The 24,651-nt window shown below is 59.2% G+C and carries 25 protein-coding genes; 16 read left to right on the forward strand and 9 right to left on the reverse strand.

Going from position 1 to position 24,651, the window contains the following annotated elements; all coding sequences use genetic code 11:
• Positions 1–100: 100 nt before the first annotated feature.
• Positions 101–283, forward strand: a complete 183-nt coding sequence (locus tag F7R20_RS08770) for a PA3496 family putative envelope integrity protein (RefSeq protein WP_003204937.1) — start codon at positions 101–103, stop codon at positions 281–283.
• A gap of 55 nt (positions 284–338) precedes the next feature.
• On the opposite strand, the gene F7R20_RS08775 is transcribed toward F7R20_RS08770, so the two are convergent.
• Positions 339–965 (reverse strand): response regulator transcription factor, encoded by a 627-nt coding sequence (locus F7R20_RS08775; RefSeq protein ID WP_003204939.1) that lies wholly within the window; start codon positions 963–965, stop codon positions 339–341.
• A 470-nt stretch (positions 966–1,435) separates the two neighbouring features.
• Here F7R20_RS08775 and F7R20_RS31900 point away from each other — a divergent pair, with 470 nt between their 5' ends.
• A complete protein-coding gene (locus tag F7R20_RS31900; protein WP_003204941.1) occupies positions 1,436–1,918 on the forward strand; it encodes a hypothetical protein in 483 nt (160 codons plus the stop codon).
• Positions 1,919–2,008: 90 nt separating this feature from the next.
• Here F7R20_RS31900 and F7R20_RS08785 read toward each other — a convergent pair whose 3' ends face one another.
• A complete protein-coding gene (locus tag F7R20_RS08785) occupies positions 2,009–3,226 on the reverse strand; it encodes an argininosuccinate synthase (protein ID WP_003204943.1) in 1,218 nt (405 codons plus the stop codon).
• Between the two features lie 128 nt (positions 3,227–3,354).
• Entirely contained in the window at positions 3,355–4,332 is a 978-nt protein-coding gene (locus tag F7R20_RS08790; RefSeq protein WP_003204944.1) for a flagellar protein MotY, read from the reverse strand.
• 190 nt (positions 4,333–4,522) lie between these two features.
• Here F7R20_RS08790 and pyrC point away from each other — a divergent pair, with 190 nt between their 5' ends.
• Together pyrC and rnt are read left to right on the forward strand one after the other, a co-directional pair.
• Entirely contained in the window at positions 4,523–5,569 is a 1,047-nt protein-coding gene (gene pyrC / locus F7R20_RS08795) for a dihydroorotase (protein WP_003204946.1), read from the forward strand.
• Complete coding sequence (gene rnt, locus F7R20_RS08800) at positions 5,566–6,243, forward strand: ribonuclease T (protein WP_003204947.1); 678 nt, start codon at positions 5,566–5,568, stop codon at positions 6,241–6,243. Before pyrC ends, rnt begins: the two co-directional genes overlap by 4 nt.
• A 217-nt stretch (positions 6,244–6,460) precedes the next feature.
• On the opposite strand, the gene F7R20_RS08805 is transcribed toward rnt, so the two are convergent.
• Positions 6,461–7,063 carry a peroxiredoxin gene (locus F7R20_RS08805; RefSeq protein WP_003204949.1) on the reverse strand — a complete coding sequence of 201 codons (603 nt, stop codon included), beginning with the start codon at positions 7,061–7,063 and terminating at the stop codon, positions 6,461–6,463.
• A 313-nt stretch (positions 7,064–7,376) separates the two neighbouring features.
• Between F7R20_RS08805 and F7R20_RS08810 the strand changes: the two genes are divergently transcribed.
• Together F7R20_RS08810 and bfr are read left to right on the forward strand one after the other, a co-directional pair.
• Entirely contained in the window at positions 7,377–7,595 is a 219-nt protein-coding gene (locus F7R20_RS08810) for a bacterioferritin-associated ferredoxin (protein ID WP_003204952.1), read from the forward strand.
• Positions 7,596–7,803: 208 nt separating this feature from the next.
• A complete protein-coding gene (bfr, locus tag F7R20_RS08815) occupies positions 7,804–8,277 on the forward strand; it encodes a bacterioferritin (protein ID WP_003204954.1) in 474 nt (157 codons plus the stop codon).
• A gap of 167 nt (positions 8,278–8,444) precedes the next feature.
• Here the strand turns inward: bfr and grxD are convergent, their stop codons facing one another.
• The 3 genes from grxD to F7R20_RS08830 all read right to left on the reverse strand — a co-directional run bounded on the left by grxD (position 8,445) and on the right by F7R20_RS08830 (position 11,403).
• The gene (grxD, locus tag F7R20_RS08820; RefSeq protein WP_003204956.1) at positions 8,445–8,786 is read right to left on the reverse strand and encodes a Grx4 family monothiol glutaredoxin; all 342 of its coding nucleotides are present in this window, start codon (positions 8,784–8,786) and stop codon (positions 8,445–8,447) included.
• Positions 8,787–8,875: 89 nt separating this feature from the next.
• Positions 8,876–10,984, reverse strand: a complete 2,109-nt coding sequence (locus F7R20_RS08825) for a molybdopterin oxidoreductase family protein (protein WP_003204958.1) — start codon at positions 10,982–10,984, stop codon at positions 8,876–8,878.
• 131 nt (positions 10,985–11,115) lie between these two features.
• Positions 11,116–11,403, reverse strand: coding sequence for a hypothetical protein (locus F7R20_RS08830; RefSeq protein ID WP_003204960.1), 288 nt, complete (start codon positions 11,401–11,403; stop codon positions 11,116–11,118).
• A 403-nt stretch (positions 11,404–11,806) separates the two neighbouring features.
• Here F7R20_RS08830 and argF point away from each other — a divergent pair, with 403 nt between their 5' ends.
• Together argF and F7R20_RS08840 are read left to right on the forward strand one after the other, a co-directional pair.
• Positions 11,807–12,727, forward strand: coding sequence for an ornithine carbamoyltransferase (argF, locus tag F7R20_RS08835; RefSeq protein WP_003204963.1), 921 nt, complete (start codon positions 11,807–11,809; stop codon positions 12,725–12,727).
• Positions 12,724–13,833, forward strand: a complete 1,110-nt coding sequence (locus tag F7R20_RS08840; RefSeq protein WP_003204965.1) for an ABC transporter ATP-binding protein — start codon at positions 12,724–12,726, stop codon at positions 13,831–13,833. Before argF ends, F7R20_RS08840 begins: the two co-directional genes overlap by 4 nt.
• Positions 13,834–14,010: 177 nt before the next feature.
• On the opposite strand, the gene F7R20_RS08845 is transcribed toward F7R20_RS08840, so the two are convergent.
• Together F7R20_RS08845 and ybaK are read right to left on the reverse strand one after the other, a co-directional pair.
• Positions 14,011–14,793, reverse strand: a complete 783-nt coding sequence (locus tag F7R20_RS08845; RefSeq protein ID WP_003204966.1) for a PhzF family phenazine biosynthesis protein — start codon at positions 14,791–14,793, stop codon at positions 14,011–14,013.
• Between the two features lie 174 nt (positions 14,794–14,967).
• Positions 14,968–15,438 (reverse strand): Cys-tRNA(Pro) deacylase, encoded by a 471-nt coding sequence (gene ybaK / locus F7R20_RS08850; RefSeq protein WP_003204968.1) that lies wholly within the window; start codon positions 15,436–15,438, stop codon positions 14,968–14,970.
• Positions 15,439–15,759: 321 nt separating this feature from the next.
• On the opposite strand from ybaK, the gene F7R20_RS08855 reads away from it, so the two are divergent.
• From F7R20_RS08855 to F7R20_RS08895, 8 genes are all read left to right on the forward strand, one after another.
• Positions 15,760–16,611, forward strand: a complete 852-nt coding sequence (locus F7R20_RS08855; protein WP_003204970.1) for an MIP/aquaporin family protein — start codon at positions 15,760–15,762, stop codon at positions 16,609–16,611.
• Between the two features lie 76 nt (positions 16,612–16,687).
• A complete protein-coding gene (gene glpK, locus F7R20_RS08860) occupies positions 16,688–18,193 on the forward strand; it encodes a glycerol kinase GlpK (RefSeq protein WP_003204972.1) in 1,506 nt (501 codons plus the stop codon).
• An 85-nt stretch (positions 18,194–18,278) separates the two neighbouring features.
• Positions 18,279–19,034 carry a DeoR/GlpR family transcriptional regulator gene (locus F7R20_RS08865; protein ID WP_003204973.1) on the forward strand — a complete coding sequence of 252 codons (756 nt, stop codon included), beginning with the start codon at positions 18,279–18,281 and terminating at the stop codon, positions 19,032–19,034.
• A 315-nt stretch (positions 19,035–19,349) separates the two neighbouring features.
• On the forward strand, positions 19,350–20,888 hold the full coding sequence (gene glpD / locus F7R20_RS08870; RefSeq protein WP_003204975.1) for a glycerol-3-phosphate dehydrogenase: 1,539 nt from the start codon (positions 19,350–19,352) through the stop codon (positions 20,886–20,888).
• Between the two features lie 448 nt (positions 20,889–21,336).
• Positions 21,337–22,251, forward strand: a complete 915-nt coding sequence (locus tag F7R20_RS08880) for a glutamate/aspartate ABC transporter substrate-binding protein (protein ID WP_003204977.1) — start codon at positions 21,337–21,339, stop codon at positions 22,249–22,251.
• Positions 22,252–22,441: 190 nt separating this feature from the next.
• Complete coding sequence (locus F7R20_RS08885) at positions 22,442–23,188, forward strand: amino acid ABC transporter permease (RefSeq protein WP_003204979.1); 747 nt, start codon at positions 22,442–22,444, stop codon at positions 23,186–23,188.
• The gene (locus F7R20_RS08890; protein ID WP_003204981.1) at positions 23,188–23,859 is read left to right on the forward strand and encodes an amino acid ABC transporter permease; all 672 of its coding nucleotides are present in this window, start codon (positions 23,188–23,190) and stop codon (positions 23,857–23,859) included. Before F7R20_RS08885 ends, F7R20_RS08890 begins: the two co-directional genes overlap by 1 nt.
• Positions 23,856–24,590 (forward strand): amino acid ABC transporter ATP-binding protein, encoded by a 735-nt coding sequence (locus F7R20_RS08895; RefSeq protein WP_003204983.1) that lies wholly within the window; start codon positions 23,856–23,858, stop codon positions 24,588–24,590. Before F7R20_RS08890 ends, F7R20_RS08895 begins: the two co-directional genes overlap by 4 nt.
• Positions 24,591–24,651: the final 61 nt, after the last annotated feature.

Raw genomic sequence — 24,651 nt, forward strand, 5'->3', positions numbered from 1 at the left:
TTGCTTTTATCGATCCATCGATTGAAAAAATCTTTTTTACCCGCCCGTGGTTTATCGATATAAGGAGCGCCAATGGCAGTCTTAGCCTGGAGTCGAACCCATGAGTGCTGGCAAAGAACAACTGGATGTAGAAGACGAATTCATCGCCGCTGAAGCCGACGACGTCGAACCTGTGGTCGTGGAAGTGGCGAAAACCAACCTGAGCAAGCGCCGCACCATTGATAACCTGCTGGAAGAGCGTCGCCTGCAGAAACAACTGGCCGATTATGACTTTGACCTCTGACACGTAAAAGCCTCCCTGATGGAGGCTTTTTACTGAGTACGCGTGACCCGAAAACTCACACCAAGCCATTGCGCTGCGCCAGTTCGATCAGGTCGACCAGCGAACGGGCATTGAGCTTCAATAACAGGCGCGTCTTGTAGGTACTGACGGTCTTGTTGCTCAAGAACATTCCATCGGCGATCTCCTTGTTGGTCTTTCCGCGCGCCAGTTGCTGCAAGACCATCATTTCCCGCCCCGATAATCGATCGACCATATCGGACTCACTGGCATTACCCAGACTCGACCGCACCGTATGCAATGCCTGGTTGGGAAAGTAACTGTAACCGGAAAGTACCGCCTTGATTGCACTCAGTAACTCGGTGAGATCCTGTTGCTTGCATACATACCCGGCCGCCCCCGTCTGCATGCAACGCATCGAAAAATGTCCCGGTGCCTGGGAAGTCAGCACCAACACTTTCATGGGTGAAGGAATGGCCGTCAGGCGAGCGATGACTTCCAATCCGTCCAGCTTCGGAATACCGATATCGAGAATGACAATATCGGGCATAAGTTCGCGAGCAAACTGTAACGCATCGACGCCATTATCGGTTTCGGCAACGACTTCATAACCATGACGCTCCATCAGCAAACGTACAGCAAGACGAATGACGGGATGATCATCCACGATCAGCACTTTATTCATGGGCAAATCCAACTTCGCTGTTCGAATTTTTAGAGCACGCACAATAGCCTAGTCATTTCTACCTTGGCATGCTGCCCCCCCCTGAACGCTCGCATCGAGAGACAGAACCTACAAGCTATACAGAATATTCCTACAAATCGCCGCAAAAAAAATGTGTCATGGATTTTTTTAAAGAGAAGGAATGGCCGTTCTTAACAATCCCGAAACCCTATGAACAATGCGCTCTTTCACCGCCATACCCACCTGCAGGCAGCCCACTGAAAAGCGCTTTATTCATAGAAAGTAACTGAATTATTTACTGTCAAAACTGACTTCCACTCACTTAAGGAAGAGAAATTCATATATAAAACACACTCAGACGCCTAATATTCAACATGGCCGGCCATTGCGCCTTCGCCTATATTTCATTAGGCATGGACTGCCACTTTCCAACTCACTCTCCGAGCACAAGTATTCCATGAGCATTAACCATGAACAAACCGTTGAAGACCATAACCAACCCCATGACCCTCATCGCCATATTCGCAACTTTATCCGAAACTTCCGCAGCGATTTCCCTGCCCTTTCTGGATGACCAGGATCGTGAATACTATCTCTGGTTCCTGATCAGTTTTCCTTTTTATCTATTGCTGCTTTTTTTCATAACGCTCAACTTCAATTATCGCTCCTTGTATTCGCCTTCGGATTTTCGCAAGAGCAAACATTTCATAAAGACCATGGATGATTCGCCCTGTCGACGCAAACGACAGCTACGTCGGGCGGAGGACGTCAAAGAACTGCTGGTCATACGTCTTCATCGACGCAGGCACGAACCAGACAGCCTTTGTATCGTATGCAGCCAATCGAAACGCCCGATCGAACCCCGTCGATCAAGACATTTGAAGCAAGCCAGCATCGTCGTGTACGTCATCTACAGCAACGCAGGCCTGGCAACGCAAGGGCAGGATGAATGAGCGACCGAGGGCAGCGCCGCAGCAAGGGTCACACAAAAAAAGGGCAAAAAAACGGCCTGCTCATGGCAGGCCGCTTTCATGTCAACAGGGTCAGAACAACTTGCGACCCTTGTTCGCCGCGATGCGCATGCGCAGGGCGTTGAGCTTGATGAAGCCAGCCGCGTCAGCCTGGTTGTAGGCACCGCCGTCTTCTTCGAAGGTCGCGATGTTGGCATCGAACAGCGACTCGTCGGACTTGCGCCCGGTGACGATCACGTTGCCCTTGTACAGCTTCAGGCGGACCACGCCATTCACGTGAGCCTGGGAGGCGTCGATCATCTGTTGCAGCATCAGACGCTCCGGGCTCCACCAGTAGCCGGTGTAGATCAGGCTGGCGTACTTGGGCATCAACTCGTCTTTGAGGTGAGCCACTTCGCGGTCCAGGGTGATCGACTCGATCGCCCGGTGGGCGCGCAGCATGATGGTGCCGCCTGGGGTTTCGTAGCAACCGCGGGACTTCATGCCCACATAACGGTTTTCGACGATGTCCAGACGACCGATGCCGTGTTCGCCACCGATGCGGTTCAGGGTCGCCAGCACAGTGGCCGGGCTCATCTCAACGCCGTCCAGAGCGACGATATCGCCGTTGCGATAGGTCAGTTCCAGGTATTGCGGGGTATCAGGAGCCTTCTCCGGGGAGACGGTCCAGCGCCACATGTCTTCTTCGTGCTCGGTCCAGGTGTCTTCCAGCACGCCGCCTTCATAGGAGATGTGCAGCAGGTTGGCATCCATCGAGTACGGGGATTTTTTCTTGCCGTGGCGCTCGATCGGAATAGCGTGCTTCTCGGCGTAGTCCATCAGTTTTTCACGGGACAGCAAGTCCCATTCACGCCACGGGGCAATGACTTTCACGCCCGGCTTGAGGGCATAGGCACCCAGTTCGAAACGCACCTGGTCGTTGCCTTTGCCGGTGGCGCCATGGGAAATGGCATCGGCACCGGTTTCGTTGGCGATTTCGATCAGGCGCTTGGCGATCAACGGACGGGCGATGGAGGTACCCAGCAGGTACTCGCCTTCGTAAACGGTGTTGGCGCGGAACATCGGGAACACGAAGTCGCGGACGAACTCTTCGCGCAGGTCATCGATGTAGATCTCTTTGACGCCCATGGCCTGGGCCTTGGCGCGTGCAGGCTCGACTTCTTCGCCCTGCCCCAGGTCAGCGGTGAAGGTCACCACTTCGCAGTTATAAGTGTCCTGCAGCCACTTGAGGATCACCGAAGTGTCCAGGCCGCCGGAATACGCCAGAACGACCTTGTTTACGTCCGCCATGCCATCACTCCACGGGTTGTACGGAAAGCCGGGAAGTCTAACGTCCAGCGCGGATAATTTACAGGGGCGCGACAGCTTATGACGACGAAGCGACAGATTATGTCGAGCGTGCGACGGTCAAAATCGACTCAGGACGTCCGTGCCGTAGCCCCAGCGGGCGCCTTGGCCGGCGCTGCGGTTGGCGCCGGAGCCTTGGCAGGCGCGGCAGTGGGCGCGGGCTGCGCGGCGGGTGCCTGCGGTGCCGGCGCTTCGGTCGGCGCCACGCGCTCCAGGCGCACGACTACGCGACGGTTCTTGGCTCGGTTGGCGGCGTTGGTGTTGGGCACCAGGGGATAACGCTCGCCGTGGAAGCGCAGGGTAATCTGCGACTCCTGGAAGCCATTGGCCTTGAAGAAGTCCTGGACCGCCAGGGCCCGGCGGCGTGACAGCTCACGGTTGGTCAGGCGGTTGCCGCTGTTGTCGGAGTGGCCGTCAAGCTCGACATGATTGACGCTGGGGTCGGCCTTGATGAAGTCGAGCATCACCTGCAACTGCGCCTTGGCATGGGCATCGAGTTCGGCAGCTTCGCCGGGGAAGCCGATCTGTGTCTGTTTCACCTGCTCGAAATTCTTTGGCAACAGTTTTGCCACGCAGCCTTGATAGTCGTTGAAGGCCTTGCTGAAACGCACCGGCAGCAGACGGACTTCCGAGACTCGCCCGTCCTCGGTGTTGCGGCGCACCACGGGGCTGCGACCTTCCATCAGCCCACTGATCAAGCGGCCAGCCTGGACCTGGGAGCTGTTGAACAGTACGTCGCCGCTGCCGATGCTGACCGAGCCCAGGTTGATATCGCCCCGCCCCGGCTGCCACGGTGCGGCGGCCGCCAGCAAGGTTGCCGAACCGCCACCAAGCATCGGGTTATAGGTCTTGAGGCGAAACGTCGCCTGTTCGCCCGCCCGGCGCACGAATTCGCCACTGCCAAAATCAGTGATCGGCTGGCTCAGCCGGCACTCGAACTTGTCGCCTTCGACCGTCCACTCAATGCTCTCCAGACGGGTCTGGAAAGTGAGCGCCATGGCGGGAAGGCTGGCAAACACACTGAGCAAGGCTAGATAACGCTGGCGCACGGGAGGCTCCACTGACTTTTATACAAAGATCGACGCATGCTGGAGGCATGACGCCTGTCCGGCGCACTGCACGGATTCGTGGCACACCTGTAGGAGCTATCGGTAAGTTGCGGCAGAACTTGATAGCGGGTGCCTGAATCGGTCTTTTCCGGTAGCATTCCCACAGTTTGACCCGCCTGGAAGCCCCCCAATGTCCGACCGCCTGACCCTGCTGCGTCCCGACGACTGGCATATTCATCTTCGCGATGGTGCTGTGTTGACCCATACCGTCGCCGATGTCGCGCGCACCTTCGGGCGCGCAATCATCATGCCTAACCTGGTTCCGCCAGTGCGCAACGCCGCCGAGGCCGACGGCTATCGCCAGCGCATCCTCGCCGCACGCCCGGCTGGCAGCCGCTTCGAACCGTTGATGGTGCTTTACCTCACCGACCGCACCCAGCCCGAAGAGATCCGCGAGGCCAAGGCCAGCGGCTTCGTCCATGCCGCCAAGCTGTACCCGGCCGGTGCCACCACCAACTCCGACTCCGGCGTCACCAGCATCGACAAGATTTTCCCGGCGCTGGAGGCCATGGCCGAAGTCGGCATGCCGTTGTTGATCCATGGTGAAGTCACCCGGGGCGACGTCGACGTGTTCGACCGCGAGAAAATCTTCATCGACGAGCACATGCGCCGCGTCGTGGAGCGTTTCCCGACGCTCAAGGTGGTGTTCGAACACATCACCACCGGCGATGCCGTGCAGTTCGTCAACGAGGCACCGGCCAACGTCGGCGCGACCATTACCGCCCATCACCTGCTGTACAACCGCAACCACATGCTGGTGGGCGGGATCCGGCCGCACTTCTATTGCCTGCCGATCCTCAAGCGCAATACCCACCAGGAAGCCTTGCTGGACGCCGCCACCAGCGGCAGCGCCAAGTTTTTCCTTGGCACCGACTCGGCACCCCACGCCCAGCACGCCAAGGAAGCGGCCTGCGGTTGCGCCGGCTGCTACACCGCCTATGCCGCCATCGAGATGTACGCCGAGGCGTTCGAACAGCGCAACGCGCTGGACAAACTCGAAGGTTTCGCCAGCCTGCATGGCCCGCGTTTCTATGGCCTGCCGGTGAACACCGATCGTATTACCCTGGTTCGCGATGAGTGGACCGCCCCCGCCAGCCTGCCTTTCGGCGACCTGGCTGTCATCCCGCTGCGCGCCGGTGAAAAACTGCGCTGGCGCCTGCTGGAGGAAAACGCGTGAGTGAAGATCATTTCGACGACGAACTGGACGGCAACGGTGGTTCGGGCGGCGCCCGTCACCCCATGGCTGCTCGGTTCCGTGGCTATCTGCCGGTTGTCGTCGACGTAGAAACCGGCGGTTTCAACTCCGCCACCGACGCCTTGCTGGAAATCGCGGCGACCACCATCGGCATGGACGAAAAAGGCTTTGTGTTCCCTGACCACACCTACTTCTTCCGTGTCGAACCGTTCGAAGGCGCCAACGTCGAAGCGGCGGCCCTGGAGTTCACCGGGATCAAGCTCGATCACCCGTTGCGCATGGCAGTCAGCGAAGAAACGGCCCTGACCGACATCTTCCGTGGCGTGCGCAAGGCGCTCAAGGCCAACGGTTGCAAGCGAGCGATCCTGGTCGGCCACAACAGCAGCTTCGACCTGGGCTTCCTCAACGCCGCCGTCGCGCGCCTGGACATGAAGCGCAACCCGTTCCACCCGTTCTCCAGCTTCGACACCGCGACCCTGGCTGGCCTGGCGTACGGCCAGACCGTCCTGGCCAAGGCGTGCCAGGCGGCTGACATCGATTTCGATGGCCGTGAAGCCCACTCGGCCCGCTACGACACCGAGAAGACCGCCGAGCTGTTCTGCGGCATCGTCAACCGGTGGAAAGAGATGGGTGGCTGGCAGGATTTCGACGACTAACCAGTAGAGCCATTGTGGCGGCCCTCCGTGGGAGCAAAGCTTGCTCGCGACACAGGCGACTCGGTCTTTGGAAGACCGCATCGCAGCCATCGCGGGCAAGCCTTGCTCTCACAGATAAATTCCTTCGCCATAAGGTCCTGTGTTTCAGCCGGCAAGTTTGAAACGCCCATAAAAAAACCGGCCCATCATGGGCCGGTTTTTTTATGCCTCGGTGCGCTTACAGCTTGTCGCTGTGCTCGCCCAGGTAAGCGGCAACGCCTTCAGGCGAAGCGGTCATGCCCTTGTCGCCTTTTTTCCAGTTGGCCGGGCAAACTTCGCCGTGCTCTTCGTGGAATTGCAGCGCATCGACCAGACGGATCAGTTCTTCCATGTTACGGCCCAGTGGCAGGTCGTTGATGATCTGCGAACGGACAACGCCTTTGTCGTCGATCAGGAACGCGCCACGGAAGGCCACGCCGCCTTCGGACTCAACGTCATAGGCCTTGGCGATTTCGTGCTTCATGTCGGCAGCCATGGTGTATTTCACCTGACCGATACCGCCATTGTTGATCGGGGTGTTGCGCCAGGCGTTGTGGGTGAAGTGCGAGTCGATCGAAACAGCGACCACTTCGACGTTGCGCGCCTTGAAATCATCCATGCGGTGATCCAGTGCGATCAGCTCGGACGGGCAGACGAAGGTGAAGTCCAGTGGATAGAAGAACACCAGGCCGTATTTGCCTTTGATGGCCGAGGACAGGGTGAAGCTGTCGACGATTTCGCCGTTGCCGAGGACGGCTGGAACGGTGAAGTCTGGGGCTTGTTTGCCTACGAGTACGCTCATTGGGTATCTCCTGATGTAATAGCGTGAAAACATGGTCCGGGCCAGCCTGTCACCCTCAGGCGACAGCCCTGTGACACGAACCCGCTTGCAAGGGCCGACCATCATACACCGCGCATTTGGACTGTCTTCAACGGTTTTTCGGTGACATCGAAAAATCGCCGTCCGGTTTCATGCAGCCTCAATTGTCTTGGACAAACCGTTCGTCAGCCTGGCAACGCTCAGGCGCAAGACCTTGAGAAACCACTTTGACAATCATTCTCGTTAACATTAAGATCCGTCTCAATTGAGTCACAACCAGCGACGGTTCTCACTTATGTATGTATGCCTCTGCACTGGCGTCACCGACGGGCAAATCCGCGAAGCGATCTACGAAGGTTGCTGCAGCTATCGCGAAGTCCGCCAGACCACCGGCGTAGCCAGCCAATGCGGCAAATGTGCCTGCCTGGCCAAGGAAGTGGTTCGTGAAACCCTCGCCAAAGTGCAAACGGCACAGGCCTCGATCCCCTACCCGGTAGAATTTAGCGCCGCGTAACAGCACGTAATAAACAATTTTCAAGGAACCGGACCCAGTGTCCGGTTTTTTTATGCCTGCAAATCAAATGCTTAGCCTCCAGACGCGGAACACAAACATTCTTATTCCGATTAATTTTCATTTATTATTCAATAACTTAGGTTTGACACTCGTAAATGCGCGGCTCAAACTCTGCCTAATACACAGCTATTACAGGGCAGGCCTCATCATGAAAGGCGACATTACAGTCATCCAGCATCTCAACAAGATCCTTGCCAATGAGCTGGTCGCGATCAACCAATACTTCCTGCATGCACGCATGTACGAGGATTGGGGCCTGAACAAGCTGGGCAAGCACGAGTACCACGAATCGATCGACGAGATGAAGCACGCGGACAAGCTGATCAAGCGCATCCTGTTTCTCGAAGGCCTGCCGAACGTCCAGGACCTGGGCAAGCTGCACATCGGCGAACATACCCGGGAAATGCTTGAGTGCGACCTGCGTATCGAGCGCACCGGCCACACCGACCTGAAGGCCGCTATCGCCCACTGCGAAAGCGTTGGCGACTTCGGTAGCCGTGAACTGCTGGAAGACATCCTCGAATCCGAGGAAGAGCACATCGACTGGCTGGAAACCCAATTGGGCCTGATCGACAAAGTCGGTCTTGAGAACTACCTGCAATCGCAGATGGGTGAAGAGTAAGCTTCCCCGAAAGCAAGCCACTAAAAAGCCCCGCCCTCTTTCGAGAGGCGGGGCTTTTTATTACCTGGGTTTCCAGGCCCACCTAAATCCACTGTGGGAGCGAGCTTGCTCGCTCCCACAAGGGTTCGTGTTCACCACAACCGGTGTAGTGAACAGAACCTCATGGATCAGGCTTCGGTCTTGTTCGCCGCCGCTTTTTCTACCGCTTCCTTGATCGTGGCCTGCAGAGAGCCGTCAGCAGCCATCTCGGTCATGATGTCGCTACCGCCGATCAGTTCACCACCCACCCACAGCTGTGGGAAGGTTGGCCAGTTGGCGTACTTGGGCAGGTTGGCGCGGATTTCCGGGTTCTGCAGGATGTCCACGTAGGCAAACTTCTCGCCACACGCCATCACAGCCTGAGCAGCCTTGGCCGAGAAACCGCACTGTGGCGCGTTCGGCGAGCCTTTCATGTAAAGCAGGATGGTGTTGTTGGCAATCTGGTCTTTAATCGTTTCGATGATATCCATGGAGCACCTCGGCTTAAAACTTTTGCGACTTAAGTTGTCGACACGGTGACGCATTGTAACGGAAAGCCGAACCTGCTCCAGAGACAATTTTACGCAGCCGCCACCTTCACCGGTACGCCGTTGAGTGCCGCGTTGCCGGACAACTCATCGAGCTGACAATCATCGGTCAGGTCGTTGGCGCTGGAGCCCGGTTGTCCGCTGGCGATGGTCATCTGCACGCCCGGCCGGGCATGGCCCCAGCCGTGGGGCAGGCTGACCACGCCTTTCATCATGTCCAGGCTGCCCAGCACCTCGACTTCAATGACGCCCACCCGCGAACTGACGGTCACCCGTTGCCCGTCGACCAGGCCACGACTGGCGAGGTCATCCGGGTGCATCAACAACTGATGACGCGGCTTGCCCTTCACCAGTCGATGAAAATTATGCATCCAGGAGTTATTGCTGCGCACATGGCGGCGGCCAATCATCAGCAATTCGTCCGGTTTTGGCGCCTGCAACGCAGCGAAGCGCGCAAGATCGGCGAGTATCACCGCTGGCGCAGCCTGCACCCGCTGGTTTTCGGTTTTCAGGCGTGCAGCCAGGTTGGGCTTGAGCGCACCGAGGTCGATGCCATGGGGATGATCGAACAGGGTCGTCAGGGACAGCTTGTGCGGCGAGGCGTCGCCATACGCCCCGCTACGCAGGCCGAAATCGATCATCTGCGCCGGCGGCATGGTCGGCTTGAGCTCCTTGCCGGTTCGGGTGGCAAAGGCCTTGGCCAAGCCGACGAAGATTTCCCAATCGTGCAGCGCACCCTCGGGCTTGGGCAGGATCGCCCGGTTGAAACGGGTCACGTTGCGCACCGCGAACAGGTTGAACGTGGTGTCGTAATGATCGTTCTCCAGGGCCGAGGTCGAGGGCAGGATCAGGTCGGCGTAACGCGTGGTTTCGTTGATGTACAAATCGAGGCTGACCATGAACTCCAGCCCGTCCAGGGCCTGCTCCAGTTGCCGCCCGTTGGGTGTGGACAGCACCGGGTTGCCGGCCACGGTGACCAGCGCACGAATCTGGCCTTCGCCTTCGGTGAGCATTTCCTCGGCCAGGGCCGACACCGGCAACTCCCCTGCGTACTCGGGACGCCCGGACACCCGGCTCTGCCAACGGTTGAAATGCCCGCCCGAGGTGGTAGCGACCAGGTCCACCGCTGGCTCGGTGCACAGCGCCCCGCCTACCCGATCAAGATTGCCGGTGACCAGGTTGATCAATTGAATCAGCCAATGGCACAGCGTGCCAAACGCCTGGGTCGACACCCCCATCCGCCCGTAGCACACCGCTGACGGCGCGGCGGCGAAGTCGCGGGCCAATTGCCGGATCTGCGCTGCAGGCACCGCACAGAGCGGGCTCATGGCTTCAGCTGTGAAAGTGGCGACGGCCTCGCGCACCTCGTCCAGGCCGTCCACCGGCAGGTGGCTGTCACGGGTCAGGCCTTCGCTGAACAATGTATTGAGCAAACCAAACAGCAGCGCAGCATCACCGCCGGGGCGTACAAAGACGTGCTGGTTGGCAATGGCCGCCGTTTCGCTGCGGCGCGGATCGACCACCACCACCTTGCCGCCACGGGCCTGGATCGCCTTGAGGCGCTTCTCCACGTCCGGCACGGTCATGATGCTGCCGTTGGACGCCAGCGGGTTGCCGCCCAGGATCAGCATGAAGTCGGTGTGGTCGATGTCCGGAATCGGCAGCAGCAGGCCGTGACCGTACATCAAGTAGCTGGTCAGGTGATGGGGCAGTTGGTCCACCGAAGTCGCCGAGAAACGGCTGCGGGTTTTCAACAGGCCCAGGAAATAGTTGCTGTGGGTCATCAGCCCATAGTTATGCACGCTGGGGTTGCCCTGGTAGACCGCCACCGCGTTCAGGCCATGGCGCGCCTGGATGTCCGCCAGGCGCTCGGCCACCAACGCGAAGGCGTCGTCCCAGGCAATCGGTTGCCATTCATTGCCAACGCGCTGCATGGGCTGGCGCAGCCGGTCTGGGTCGTTCTGGATATCTTGCAGCGCCACCGCCTTGGGGCAAATGTGACCGCGACTGAAGGTGTCCAGCGCATCGCCCTTGATCGAGGTGATCACCAGGCCCTGGCCGTCGGTTTCGGTGGTTTCGAGGGTCAAGCCGCAGATGGCTTCACACAAGTGGCACGCACGGTGGTGGAGAGTCTTGGTCATGGCCAGTCTCTGTTTTATTCGTGGCGGGCGCTTTCGGCCGCGGGAACAAAACTATGGCGCGTGATTCCCGGCAGCGCCAGCGACGTTCGTCCTGTGAATTGCCGGGCATCAGGCCCACCGATGAGAGGGCGTCAAGGCTGGTCGGGAGGCGGTGCCAGCATCTGGATTTCTTCGACGGTTTCCACCTGCTCCTGGGCAATGGGCACACCCGTTAGCTCGCCAATCAGCCGCCAATGCTCGTCGAGGCCGCTGCTGATAGTGGCCATGCGATCGATCATCCGACGGCCCGCGGCCTTGGTCACCTCGTCATCGCTGCGCAGCAATTCGAATGACATGGAAGTCACCGAAGCCGTCAGGTGCGTCAGCGATCGTGCAGTCAGCCCCAGCAGTTCCATCAGTTGTTGCTCTTTCGAATCCATTTCGGGCTCCTGTGCCGCTGAGGCTCATTTATAACTCAGGCCTTTGCATTAGGAAATGTTTCACGACCACCACCAGACCGGCGAAAGACTGGGGGGCCACGGCGCAAACCGCCCCTCATCCATCGCGCGCCCGCCGCGCTTGATTGCCAAGCCAAGCAACGCCAGTGTACAAATGGGTCGCTGCTGTCAGGAAACCGGCCACAAATATGCCATCGCATTCGCGTGATGGTCTCGCTGAAATCCCCAAAAACCGTAGCCCTATTGGTAAGACGCGACATTTAATTATAAGATCGCGCCTTCCCCTATTTCGTCGCCCCGTGCGGCTTTTGCCGCAGGTCTCGCCCGTTTTTTGAATAAACAAGGCTTTGAGCATCTGCGGTCAGTTACAAAAAGGTAGTCAATCATGAGCGCAAGGCACTTTCTCTCCCTGATGGATTTCACGCCCGATGAGTTGCTCGGCGTGATCCGTCGAGGCGTGGAGCTCAAGGACCTGCGTAACCGCGGCGTACTGTTCGAGCCCTTGAAAAACCGCGTGTTGGGGATGATCTTCGAGAAGTCATCGACCCGCACCCGCATCTCTTTCGAAGCCGGCATGATCCAGCTGGGCGGCCAGGCGATCTTCCTGTCGCCCCGCGACACCCAACTGGGCCGTGGCGAACCGGTCAGCGATTGCGCCATCGTCATGTCTAGCATGCTGGATGCAGTGATGATCCGTACCTTTGCCCACAGCACCCTGACCGAGTTCGCGGCCCATTCCCGCGTACCCGTCATCAATGGCCTGTCCGATGACCTGCACCCCTGCCAGTTGCTGGCCGACATGCAGACCTTCCTCGAGCATCGCGGCTCGATCCAGGGCAAGACCGTGGCCTGGATCGGCGATGGCAACAACATGTGCAACAGCTATATAGAAGCGGCGCTGCAATTCGACTTCCAGCTGCGCATTGCCTGCCCTGAAGGTTATGACCCCAATGCCGAGCTGCTCGCCAAGGCCGGGGACCGGGTGACCATCGTGCGTGATCCGAAACAGGCCGTGGCCGGTGCGCACCTGGTGAGCACCGACGTCTGGACCTCCATGGGCCAGGAAGAAGAAACCGCCAAGCGCCTCAAGCTGTTCGCGCCGCTACAGGTCAACCGGGCCTTGCTCGACCTGGCGGATGCCGACGTGCTGTTCATGCACTGCCTGCCGGCCCACCGTGGCGAGGAGATCAGCTTCGACTTGCTGGACGACCCGCGCTCGGTGGCCTGGGACCAGGCAGAAAATCGACTTCACGCGCAAAAGGCACTGCTCGAGTTCCTTGTCGAGCCGGCGTATCACCACGCATGAGCCATTCGCTGCTGCTGAATTTGCATAACCTGGCCTGCGGCTACCAAAACCAGCGGGTCGTGCAGAACCTCAACCTGCACCTCAATGCCGGCGATATCGGTTGCCTGCTCGGTTCGTCCGGGTGCGGCAAGACCACGACGTTGCGCGCCATCGCCGGCTTCGAACCGGTGCACGAGGGTGAAATCCAATTGGCCGGGGAAACCATCTCCCGCGCCGGTTTCACCCTCGCCCCGGAAAAACGCCGTATCGGCATGGTGTTCCAGGACTATGCCCTGTTTCCCCACCTGAGCGTGGCCGAGAACATCGCCTTTGGCATTCGCAAGCATCCGGACAAGGATCGCGTCGTCGAAGAGTTGTTGGAACTGGTCAATCTGAAGCACCTGGGCAAGCGCTTTCCCCATGAGTTGTCCGGCGGCCAGCAACAACGCGTGGCCCTGGCCCGCGCGCTGGCACCAGAACCACAACTGCTATTGCTCGATGAGCCGTTCTCCAACCTCGATGGCGAGTTGCGACGCAAGCTCAGCCATGAAGTGCGGGATATTCTCAAGGCCCGCGGCACCAGCGCGATCCTGGTCACACACGATCAGGAAGAAGCCTTCGCCGTGAGTGACCATGTCGGGGTATTCAAGGAAGGTCGACTGGAACAGTGGGACACGCCCTACAACCTGTATCACGAACCTCTGACGCCATACGTCGCCAGCTTCATTGGCCAGGGCTACTTCATTCGCGGCCGGCTCGACAGCCCGGAATCGGTGCAAACCGAGTTGGGCACCCTGCGCGGTAACCGGGCCTACACCTGGCCCATCGGCGGTGCGGTGGATGTGTTGCTGCGCCCAGACGATATCGTCTACGCACCGGACAGCCCGCTCACCGCCAGCATTGTCGGCAAGACCTTCCTGGGCGCTTCAACCTTGTATCGCCTGCAATTGCCCACAGGCGCGCAACTGGAATCGATCTTCCCCAGCCACGCCGACCATCAGCTCGGGGACAGTGTCGGCATCCGCGTGGCGGCTGAACACCTGGTGCTGTTCCAAGCCTCGGGCAGCACCGCGGCGCACATCCCGCCGGTGGACAGCGGTGTGCGGCGCTATAGCACCGCCAGCTGATAGCTCCCGCCCCACAAGGGAATTTGCAGCAGGCACAAATCAGCTGTCATCCATAAATCCTGTGGGAGCGAGCTTGCTCGCGATGGCATAGGCACATTCAGCATCGATGTACGCTGAACCACCGCTATCGCGAGCAAGCTCGCTCCCACAGTTGGTCTCATTGGCTTGAGTGCAGAGTCAACCCAGCATCAACGTCCCACTGGCCACCAACGTCGCATTCCCGCCGATCTTCACCCGCTCCCCCTCCAACCGGCAGAACAACGCCCCGCCCCGGGCCGAGCATTGGTAAGCCGTCAGCCCTTGCTTGCCCAAGCGCTTGGACCAATAGGGAATCAGGCTGCAGTGGGTCGAGCCGGTCACTGGGTCCTCGTTGATGCCAATCGCCGGGGCAAAATAGCGCGAGACAAAATCATGCTTGCTCCCCGGCGCGGTCACGATAGCGCCCGGCCAAGGCAGTTTTGCCAGGGCCGCCATGTCCGGCTTGCAATCGAGTACCGCTTGCTCCGATTCCAGCACCACGAACAGTTCGTTGGAACTCAGCACGTCCACCGCTTCGACACCCAAGGCACTCTGGACGGCCAAGGACGTGCCCAACTCGGCAGGCACGACAGCCGGAAAATCCAGCCACAACCGATCACCTTCGCGCGTAACGCTCAACGAACCGGACTTGCAGATGAAATCCAGTCGCTCGACCGTTTCGTGGTAGACCTCGAACAGTACATAAGCGCTGGCCAACGTAGCGTGCCCGCACAGCGGGACTTCGGTGGCAGGCGTGAACCAGCGGATATGCCAATGCTGGCCTTCACGCACCAGAAACGCGGTTTCAGCCTGGTTATGTTCGGCGGCGATCTTCTGCATCAAGTCATCGGCAAGCCAGCCGTCGAGTCTATAGACCATCGCCGGGTTACCGCCGAACGGCCGGTCACTGAACGCATCGACCTGATGAAACGCAAGCTGCATGGCACTTCTCCTTTTTTTGATGCGCCAGCATGCGGTGCAGCGGCACAGCTTAACCAGTGACAGATCAGTAGAATTTTCACCCTACAGCATGGGATGGAAGCTCTGACTCCTAGCTTAGCCTTTCACACCCTTGTGGCGAGAACGCTTGCTCCCGCTCGGCTGCGCAGCCGTTAATCAAGCACGTCCAATGTCAGCAAACGTCGCCCCGGTGTGCTCCTTCAATACCGAAGGCGCCAACTCGACTTCCAAGCCGCGCCGTCCCGCACTGACAAACATACTGGCGAGCGGCTGTGCGGAATTGTCGATAAAAGTGCGCAGGCGCTTCTTCTGCCCCAGCGGGCTGATGCCGCCAAGTAAATAACCGGTCGAACGCTGCGCGGCGGCTGGGTCGGCCATCTCGACCTTTTTCACCCCGGCGGCATGGGCCAGGCCTTTCAAGTCCAGGCTTCCGGCCACAGGCACCACCGCCACCAACAGTTCACCCTTTTCGCTGGCCGCCAACAACGTCTTGAACACCTGCGCCGGATCCAGGCCGAGCTTTTCCGCCGCTTCCAAACCGTAGGACGCGGCCTTGGGATCGTGTTCGTAACTGTGGATGCGATGTTCGGCGCGCACTTTCTTAAGCAGATCCAACGCGGGTGTCATGACTGCTCCTGACAAGGAAATGAAAAAAGAGTGGCCGGATTCTAAGCCATCGCCAGCGAAAAGGCTTGGGACGGGGTCGCGAGTACGGTGACCCACCGTCAGTGGAAGAGTCATTCACGCCACGAATAGTTGAAATGTGACCGATGGTTCACTTTCGACCTTTGACATCAGCGTTTCTTGTCTATATTTTTTCGAAACTGAAAGTCATATCGCAGGTCTCAAGCAGCAACCCGAGATCAGGATGGGGATCCTGCCTCGGTGGAGATCGCGCAATCGAGCTTTATCGAAGGCGCAGCAAAACAACAAAAAACCGAGGTTTGAATGACAACTGCTTTACAACAGCCGTCCCTGTCCGGCCAATGCCTGGCTGAATTCCTGGGCACTGCCCTGCTGATTTTTTTCGGAACTGGTTGTGTCGCGGCGCTCAAGGTCGCGGGTGCCAGCTTCGGCTTGTGGGAAATCAGCCTCATCTGGGGCGTCGGCGTCAGCATGGCGATCTATCTGAGCGCGGGCATTTCCGGCGCCCATCTCAACCCCGCCGTCAGCATTGCCCTGTGTATTTTCACTGACTTCGAAAAGCGCAAACTGCCTTTCTATATGCTGTCCCAAGTGGCCGGTGCTTTCTGCGGCGCACTTCTGGTCTACACGCTGTACAGCAACCTATTCTTCGATTTCGAACAGTCCCGGCACATGATTCGGGGCACCGAAGCCAGCCTCGAACTGGCGTCGGTGTTTTCCACCTACCCGCACGCAGCGCTGTCCACCGGCCAAGCCTTCCTCGTGGAGGTGATCATTACGGCCATCCTGATGGGCGTGATCATGTCCCTGACCGATGACAACAATGGTTTACCCCGTGGCCCACTGGCACCACTGCTGATCGGCCTGCTGATTGCGGTGATCGGCAGCTCCATGGGGCCGCTGACAGGCTTTGCGATGAACCCGGCGCGGGACTTCGGTCCTAAACTGATGACTTTCTTCGCCGGCTGGGGTGAAATTTCCCTCACGGGCGGACGCGACATCCCGTACTTCCTGGTTCCGATTTTTGCCCCGATTGTGGGTGCGTGCCTCGGTGCTGCGGCCTATCGCGGGTTGATTGCCCGCCACCTGCCCAGCGCCATAACTGCTACAAAGGATGCAGAACCGGCCATTGACGGCAAGCCCAGAACGTCCTGAAACAGTCGACGCTGGCTCCTGCCATTCGAGCCTGCGCCGTGGCTTCTTCCCTAATTTACGTCCCAAGGCAATCGACATGACCGACATACAGAACAAGAACTACATCATTGCCCTCGACCAGGGTACGACCAGCTCGCGCGCGATCATCTTCGACCGTGACGCCAACGTGGTCTGCACCGCCCAGCGCGAATTCGCCCAGCATTACCCACAGGCCGGCTGGGTCGAACACGACCCGATGGAAATCTTCGCCACCCAGAGCGCGGTCATGGTCGAAGCCCTCGCCCAGGCTGGCCTGCACCATGACCAGGTGGCCGCCATCGGCATCACCAACCAGCGTGAAACCACCGTGGTCTGGGACAAGACCACTGGCCGGCCGATCTACAACGCCATCGTCTGGCAATGCCGCCGCAGTACCGAAATCTGCCAGCAGCTCAAGCGCGATGGCCACGAGCAATACATCAGCCAAACCACCGGCCTGGTCACCGACCCGTACTTTTCCGGCACCAAGCTCAAGTGGATCCTGGACAACGTCGAAGGCAGCCGCGAGCGTGCACGCAACGGTGAACTGCTGTTCGGCACCGTCGACAGCTGGCTGATCTGGAAATTCACCGGTGGCAAGGTCCACGTCACCGACTACACCAACGCCTCGCGCACCATGCTCTTCAACATTCACTCGCTGGAATGGGACGCGAAGATGCTCGACATCCTCGACATCCCCCGCGAAATGCTCCCGCAAGTGAAATCGTCCTCGGAGATCTATGGCCGCACCAAGAGCGGCATCGCCATCGGCGGCATTGCCGGTGACCAGCAGGCGGCCCTTTTCGGCCAGATGTGCGTGGAGCCAGGCCAGGCGAAAAACACCTACGGCACCGGCTGCTTCCTGCTGATGAACACCGGCAGCAAGGCCGTCAAATCCAATCACGGCATGCTCACCACCATCGCCTGCGGCCCGCGCGGCGAAGTGGCCTACGCCCTGGAAGGCGCGGTGTTCAACGGCGGCTCCACGGTCCAGTGGCTGCGCGATGAGCTGAAGATCATCAACGACGCGCTGGATACCGAATACTTTGCCAACAAGGTCAAGGACAGCAACGGCGTGTACCTGGTGCCCGCCTTCACCGGCCTGGGCGCACCGTATTGGGACCCCTATGCCCGTGGCGCGCTGTTCGGCCTGACCCGCGGCGTACGCGTCGATCACATCATTCGCGCGGCGCTGGAGTCGATTGCCTACCAGACCCGCGACGTACTCGACGCCATGCAACAGGATTCGGGTGAACGCCTCAAGGCCCTGCGCGTCGACGGTGGCGCGGTGGCGAACAACTTCCTGATGCAGTTCCAGGCCGACATCCTGGGTACCCGGGTCGAACGCCCGAAAATGCGTGAAACCACCGCCCTGGGTGCTGCGTACCTGGCCGGCCTGGCGTGCGGCTTCTGGGGCAGCCTGGAAGAACTGCGCGGCAAAGCGGTGATCGAGCGCGAATTCGAACCGCAGCTGGACGAACAGGCGAAGGAAAAACTCTACGCCGGCTGGCAGAAGGCGGTCAGTCGCACCCGTGACTGGGAACCCCATGAAGACGCTGAATAAAGCCTGATAAGGTTCTGAAACTGGTCGGGAGTGGATTCCTGCGGCATCATGGGCAAATTTTGTACGGCAGCCCAAAGGAAGCCCCATGAATCTGCCTCCCCGCCAGCAGCAAATCCTCGAACTGGTCCGCGAACGCGGCTATGTCAGCATCGAGGAAATGGCGCAGCTATTCGTCGTCACCCCGCAAACCATTCGCCGCGATATCAATCAACTGGCGGAAGTGAACCTGCTGCGTCGCTACCACGGCGGCGCCGCCTACGATTCAAGCGTGGAAAACACCGCCTACGCCATGCGCGCCGATCAGATGCGCGACGAGAAGCAACGCATCGCCGAAGCCATCGCCGCCCAGATCCCCGATCATGCCTCGCTGTTCATCAACATCGGCACCACCACCGAATCCATTGCCCGGGCGCTGCTCAATCACAACCATCTGAAGGTCATTACCAATAACCTGCATGTGGCGTCGATCCTCAGCGCCAAGGACGACTTCGAAGTCCTGATCGCCGGCGGCAACGTACGACGTGACGGCGGCGTGGTAGGCCAGGCCAGCGTCGACTTCATCAACCAGTTCAAGGTCGACTTCGCCCTGGTGGGCATCAGCGGGATCGATGAAGACGGCAGCCTGCTGGACTTCGACTACCAGGAAGTGCGGGTCTCCCAAGCCATCATCGCCAACGCCCGGCAAGTGCTGCTGGCGGCGGACTCCAGCAAATTCGGGCGCAACGCCATGGTCCGCCTGGGGCCCATCAGCTTGATCGACTGCCTGGTGACCGACCAGCAACCGGTGCCGGCTTTGGCGCAATTGCTGAGCCAGCACAAGATTCGGCTGGAAGTGGTCTGACGATCTCCTCAATACCTTGTGGCAAGGCTGCTGCGGGAGCAGGGCTTGCCCGCGATGAAGGCAACACAGTTTCTACATAGAACGAGGCGTCTGTTCCGCGAGCAAGCTTTGCTCCCACCACTCACTCGCCACAAAAGCGTGCCCAAGCACCTTCTCTCCTTCCTTCCATGTTCGAAAATTTTCCTTTCAGCTTCCCTTGATCAGTATTTTCAATCGAAGTTGACTGGCTGTTGCCGTCTTTATGGGCTAGTATTTTCGCAAATGAACATTTATGTTCGAATTCAAATATTTCGAAAAAGAGCCCGAGGCCAGCCGATGCCCACTTCTACCTTGCCTACGCCCCCTCTCGCCGAGGTTTACGACGTCGCCGTCATTGGTGGCGGTATCAACGGCGTGGGGATTGCCGCGGACGCTGCCGGTCGCGGTCTTTCGGTGTTCCTTTGCGAAAAGGACGACCTGGCCAGCCACACCTCGTCGGCCAGCAGCAAGCTGATCCACGGTGGCCTGCGCTACCTCGAACATTATGAATTCCGTCTGGTGCGCGAAGCGCTGGCCGAGCGCGAAGTGCTGCTGACCAAGGCCCCGCACATCGTCAAGCAAATGCGCTTCGTGCTGCCTCACCGCCCGCATCTGCGCCCGGCCTGGATGATCCGCGCCGGCCTGTTCCTCTACGATCACCTGGGCAAGCGTGAGCAGCTCGCCGGCTCGAAAAGCCTGAAGTTCGGTGCCGACAGTGCATTGAAAAGCGAGATTACCAAAGGTTTCGAATATTCCGACTGCTGGGTCGACGATGCGCGACTGGTAGTACTCAACGCCATGGCCGCCCGGGAAAAAGGCGCGCATATCCACACCCGCACGCGTTGCGTGAACGCCCGCCGCAGCAAAGGCCTGTGGCACTTGCACCTGGAACGTGCCGACGGCAGCCTGTTTTCGATCCGCGCCAAGGCACTGGTCAACGCCGCCGGCCCGTGGGTCGCCAAGTTCATTCGCGATGACCTGAAGCTGGAATCGCCCTACGGCATCCGCTTGATCCAGGGCAGCCACCTGATCGTGCCGAAACTCTACGAAGGCGAACATGCGCACATTCTGCAAAACGAAGACCAGCGCATCGTGTTCACCATTCCGTACCTGAACCAGTTCACCCTGATCGGCACGACTGACCGCGAATACACCGGTGACCCGGCCAAAGTGGCGATCACCGAGGGCGAAACCGATTATCTGTTGAAGGTGGTCAATGCCCACTTCAAGAAGCAGATCAGCCGCGGCGATATCCTGCACAGCTATTCCGGTGTGCGTCCGCTGTGCAACGACGAATCCGACAACCCATCGGCCGTGACCCGCGACTACACCCTGGCGCTGTCGGGTGGCGGTGAAGAAGCCCCCTTGCTGTCGGTGTTCGGCGGCAAGCTGACCACCTACCGCAAACTGGCCGAATCGGCGATGGCGCAACTGGCCCCGTACTTCACCCAGATGCGTCCGAGCTGGACCGCCGTAGAGGCCCTCCCCGGCGGCGAAAACATGACCACCCCGCAGGCGCTGTGCTCGGCGATCCGCGACAAGTTCGACTGGCTCCCAACCGACATCGCCCGCCGCTGGGCCACCACCTATGGCAGCCGCACCTGGCGCATGCTCGAAGGCGTGCACAACCTGGGTGACCTGGGCGAGCACATCGGCGCCGGTCTCTATACCCGCGAAGTCGACTACCTGTGCAGCGACGAGTGGGCCGTCGATGCCCAGGACATCCTGTGGCGCCGCAGCAAGCTGGGCTTGTTCACTACCCCGCTCGAGCAGGAGAAACTGCAGCAGTACCTGGACAAGGTCGAGCACAACCGCCGCAAGATCGAAGCGGCCTGAACGCTAGCCCGCAGAACCCAAAGCCCCTGAATCCTGCGATTCAGGGGCTTTTTGCATTCTGGAACACACTGCCGCCCCCCTGTAGGAGCGAGCTTGCTCGCGATGACACCTGCACATTCAACATCTATGTGGCTGGCACACCACATTCGCGAGCAAGCTCGCTCCCACAATGAATTGATGCGGCCTCAAGCCATTCGGTTTTCCGAACAGAACCCATCAGTCAGTTCGGTTAACCGGATGAAACAGGTCGCAAAAAACCCGAAACAAAACATTAATTATATTTAAAAACAACATCTTAAACAGACGCAACTGGCCTGGCACGAGTCATGCTCTACACTCTTGGAGACGAATGCCTGTACGCCAACACAACAGGAGCTGCCAGGCACTTCGAAGTACTCAGGGCCGACAAACCGGCCGAAATAAAAAAAACAATGTCGAGGAAACATCGATGCGTATCGTTCCCCATCTCCTGGGCGCAGCCATTGCTGCCGCTCTGATCAGCACTCCGGTTTTCGCAGCCGAACTGACCGGCACACTGAAAAAGATCAAAGAGTCCGGCGTTGTCACGCTTGGCCATCGCGACGCTTCCATTCCGTTTTCCTACATCGCGGACGCTTCCGGCAAACCGGTTGGCTACTCCCACGATATCCAGATGAAAGTCGTCGAAGCGCTGAAAAAAGACCTGGACCTGCCCAACCTGCAGGTCAAATACAACCTGGTCACCTCGCAAACCCGTATCCCGCTGGTGCAGAACGGCACCGTGGACCTGGAATGCGGCTCCACCACCAACAACGTCGAGCGTCAGCAGCAGGTTGACTTCTCCGTCGGCATTTTCGAGATCGGCACCAAGCTGCTGTCCAAGAAAGACTCCAAGTACAAGGATTTCGACGACCTCAAGGGCAAGAACGTCGTGACCACCGCCGGCACCACGTCCGAGCGTATCCTCAAGGCGATGAACGCCGACAAGCAGATGGGCATGAACGTCATCTCCGCCAAGGACCACGGCGAATCCTTCCAGATGCTGGAATCGGGTCGTGCCGTCGCGTTCATGATGGACGACGCCCTGCTGGCTGGCGAAGCCGCCAAGGCCAAGAAAGCCGATGACTGGGCCGTGACCGGCACCCCGCAGTCCTACGAAATCTATGGCTGCATGATGCGCAAGGGCGACGAGCCGTTCAAAAAAGCTGTCGATGACGCCATCAAGGCCACCTACGCTTCGGGCGAGATCAACAAGATCTACGAAAAATGGTTCATGCAACCTATCCCGCCAAAAGGCCTGAACCTGAACTTCCCGATGAGCGACGAACTCAAGGCACTGATCGCCAAGCCGACCGATAAAGCGGCTGACGACAAGAAATCCTGATTTCTGACTAACCTTATCTCCTGAAGGGGCCCGGCCCTTTCAGGGGATGGTCACTCCCTGCTGGCAAATCTGGAAACACTCGAACCGGTGGCTGTCGAGCCGATCGCGTGTGCCTGGCCTTCAAGCCGGGCGGGAACGGAGTTTCCCCAGGCGGGCATTTGTACATCGAACGATCTGAGGGGAGACCCTAATGAATTACAACTGGGACTGGGGCGTGTTCTTCAAGTCCACCGGCGTGGGCAGCGAGACCTATCTCGACTGGTACGTGACCGGTTTGGGCTGGACCATCGCCATCGCCGTCGTAGCCTGGATCATCGCCCTGCTGCTGGGCTCGGTGCTAGGCGTCATGCGTACCGTGCCGAACCGGCTGGTGTCGGGCATCGCTACCTGCTACGTGGAACTCTTTCGTAATGTGCCGCTGCTGGTTCAGCTGTTCATCTGGTACTTCCTGGTGCCGGACCTGCTGCCCGCCGATATGCAGGAGTGGTACAAGCAGGACCTGAACCCGACCACCTCGGCCTACCTGAGCGTCGTGGTGTGCCTGGGCCTGTTCACCGCCGCCCGGGTTTGCGAACAGGTGCGCACCGGTATCCAGGCGCTGCCGCGCGGCCAGGAATCCGCCGCCCGCGCCATGGGCTTCAAGCTGCCACAGATCTACTGGAACGTGCTGCTGCCCCAGGCCTACCGGATCATCATTCCGCCGCTTACCTCGGAATTCCTCAACGTCTTCAAGAACTCCTCCGTGGCCTCGCTGATCGGCCTGATGGAGTTGCTCGCGCAGACCAAGCAGACCGCCGAGTTCTCCGCCAACCTGTTCGAAGCCTTCACCCTGGCCACGCTGATCTATTTCACCCTGAACATGAGCCTGATGCTGCTCATGCGCATGGTCGAGAAGAAAGTCGCGGTGCCCGGCCTGATCTCCGTGGGGGGTAAATAATGGAACTCGACTTCACTGGCATCATCCCGGCCATTCCCGGTTTGTGGAACGGCATGGTAATGACCCTCAAGCTGATGGCCTTGGGCGTGGTCGGCGGGATCATCCTCGGCACGATCCTGGCGCTGATGCGCCTGTCCCATAACAAGCTGGTCTCCAATCTCGCTGGCGCCTATGTCAACTATTTCCGCTCGATCCCGCTGCTGCTGGTGATCACCTGGTTCTACCTGGCGGTGCCGTTCGTGCTGCGCTGGATCACCGGCGAAGACACGCCGATCGGGGCATTCGGTTCTTGCATCGTGGCGTTCATGATGTTCGAAGCGGCGTACTTCTGCGAAATCGTCCGGGCCGGCGTGCAGTCGATTCCCAAGGGCCAGATGGGCGCCGCCCAGGCACTGGGCATGAATTACGGCCAGACCATGCGCCTGATCATCCTGCCCCAGGCGTTTCGCAAGATGACCCCGCTGCTGTTGCAACAAAGCATCATCCTGTTTCAGGACACCTCGCTGGTCTACACGGTTGGCCTGGTGGACTTCCTCAATGCTTCGCGGGCCAGTGGTGACATCATCGGCCGCTCCAATGAGTTCCTGATCATCGCAGGTCTCGTGTACTTCACCGTCAGCTTTGCCGCCTCGCAGCTGGTCAAGCGTCTGCAAAAAAGGTTCGCCGTATGATCTCTATCAAAAACATCAACAAGTGGTATGGGGACTTCCAGGTACTGACCAATTGCAGCACCGAGGTCAGCAAGGGTGAGGTGGTGGTGGTGTGCGGGCCGTCGGGTTCGGGCAAGTCCACGCTGATCAAATGCGTGAACGCCCTGGAACCGTTCCAGAAAGGCGACATCGTGGTCGATGGCACGTCCATCGCCGACCCGAAGACCAACCTGCCGAAACTGCGGTCGCGCGTGGGCATGGTGTTCCAGCATTTCGAACTGTTCCCGCACCTGACCATCACCGAAAACCTGACGATCGCGCAGATCAAGGTGCTGGGCCGCAGCAAGGAAGAAGCCACCAAGAAAGGCCTGCAACTGCTTGAGCGGGTCGGCCTCTCGGCCCACGCCCACAAGCACCCGGGCCAGCTCTCCGGCGGCCAGCAGCAACGTGTGGCGATTGCCCGTGCCCTGGCGATGGACCCGGTGGTGATGCTGTTCGACGAACCGACCTCGGCCCTTGACCCGGAAATGGTCAACGAAGTGCTCGACGTCATGGTGCAACTGGCCCACGAAGGCATGACCATGATGTGCGTGACCCACGAAATGGGCTTCGCCCGCAAAGTGGCGAACCGGGTGATCTTCATGGACCAGGGCCAGATCATCGAAGACTGCAAGAAAGAAGAGTTCTTCGGCGACATCAGCGCCCGCTCCGAACGCGCGCAGCATTTCCTTGAGAAAATCCTGCAGCACTAAAAACACATTTGCGAAAGCTCCCACAAGGGACCGTGGTGACTCTGAGTAAGTGTTGTGGTTG

It is taken from the genome of Pseudomonas brassicacearum subsp. brassicacearum, assembly GCF_008801605.1.
Classification (GTDB): Bacteria; Pseudomonadota; Gammaproteobacteria; order Pseudomonadales; family Pseudomonadaceae; genus Aquipseudomonas; species Aquipseudomonas brassicacearum.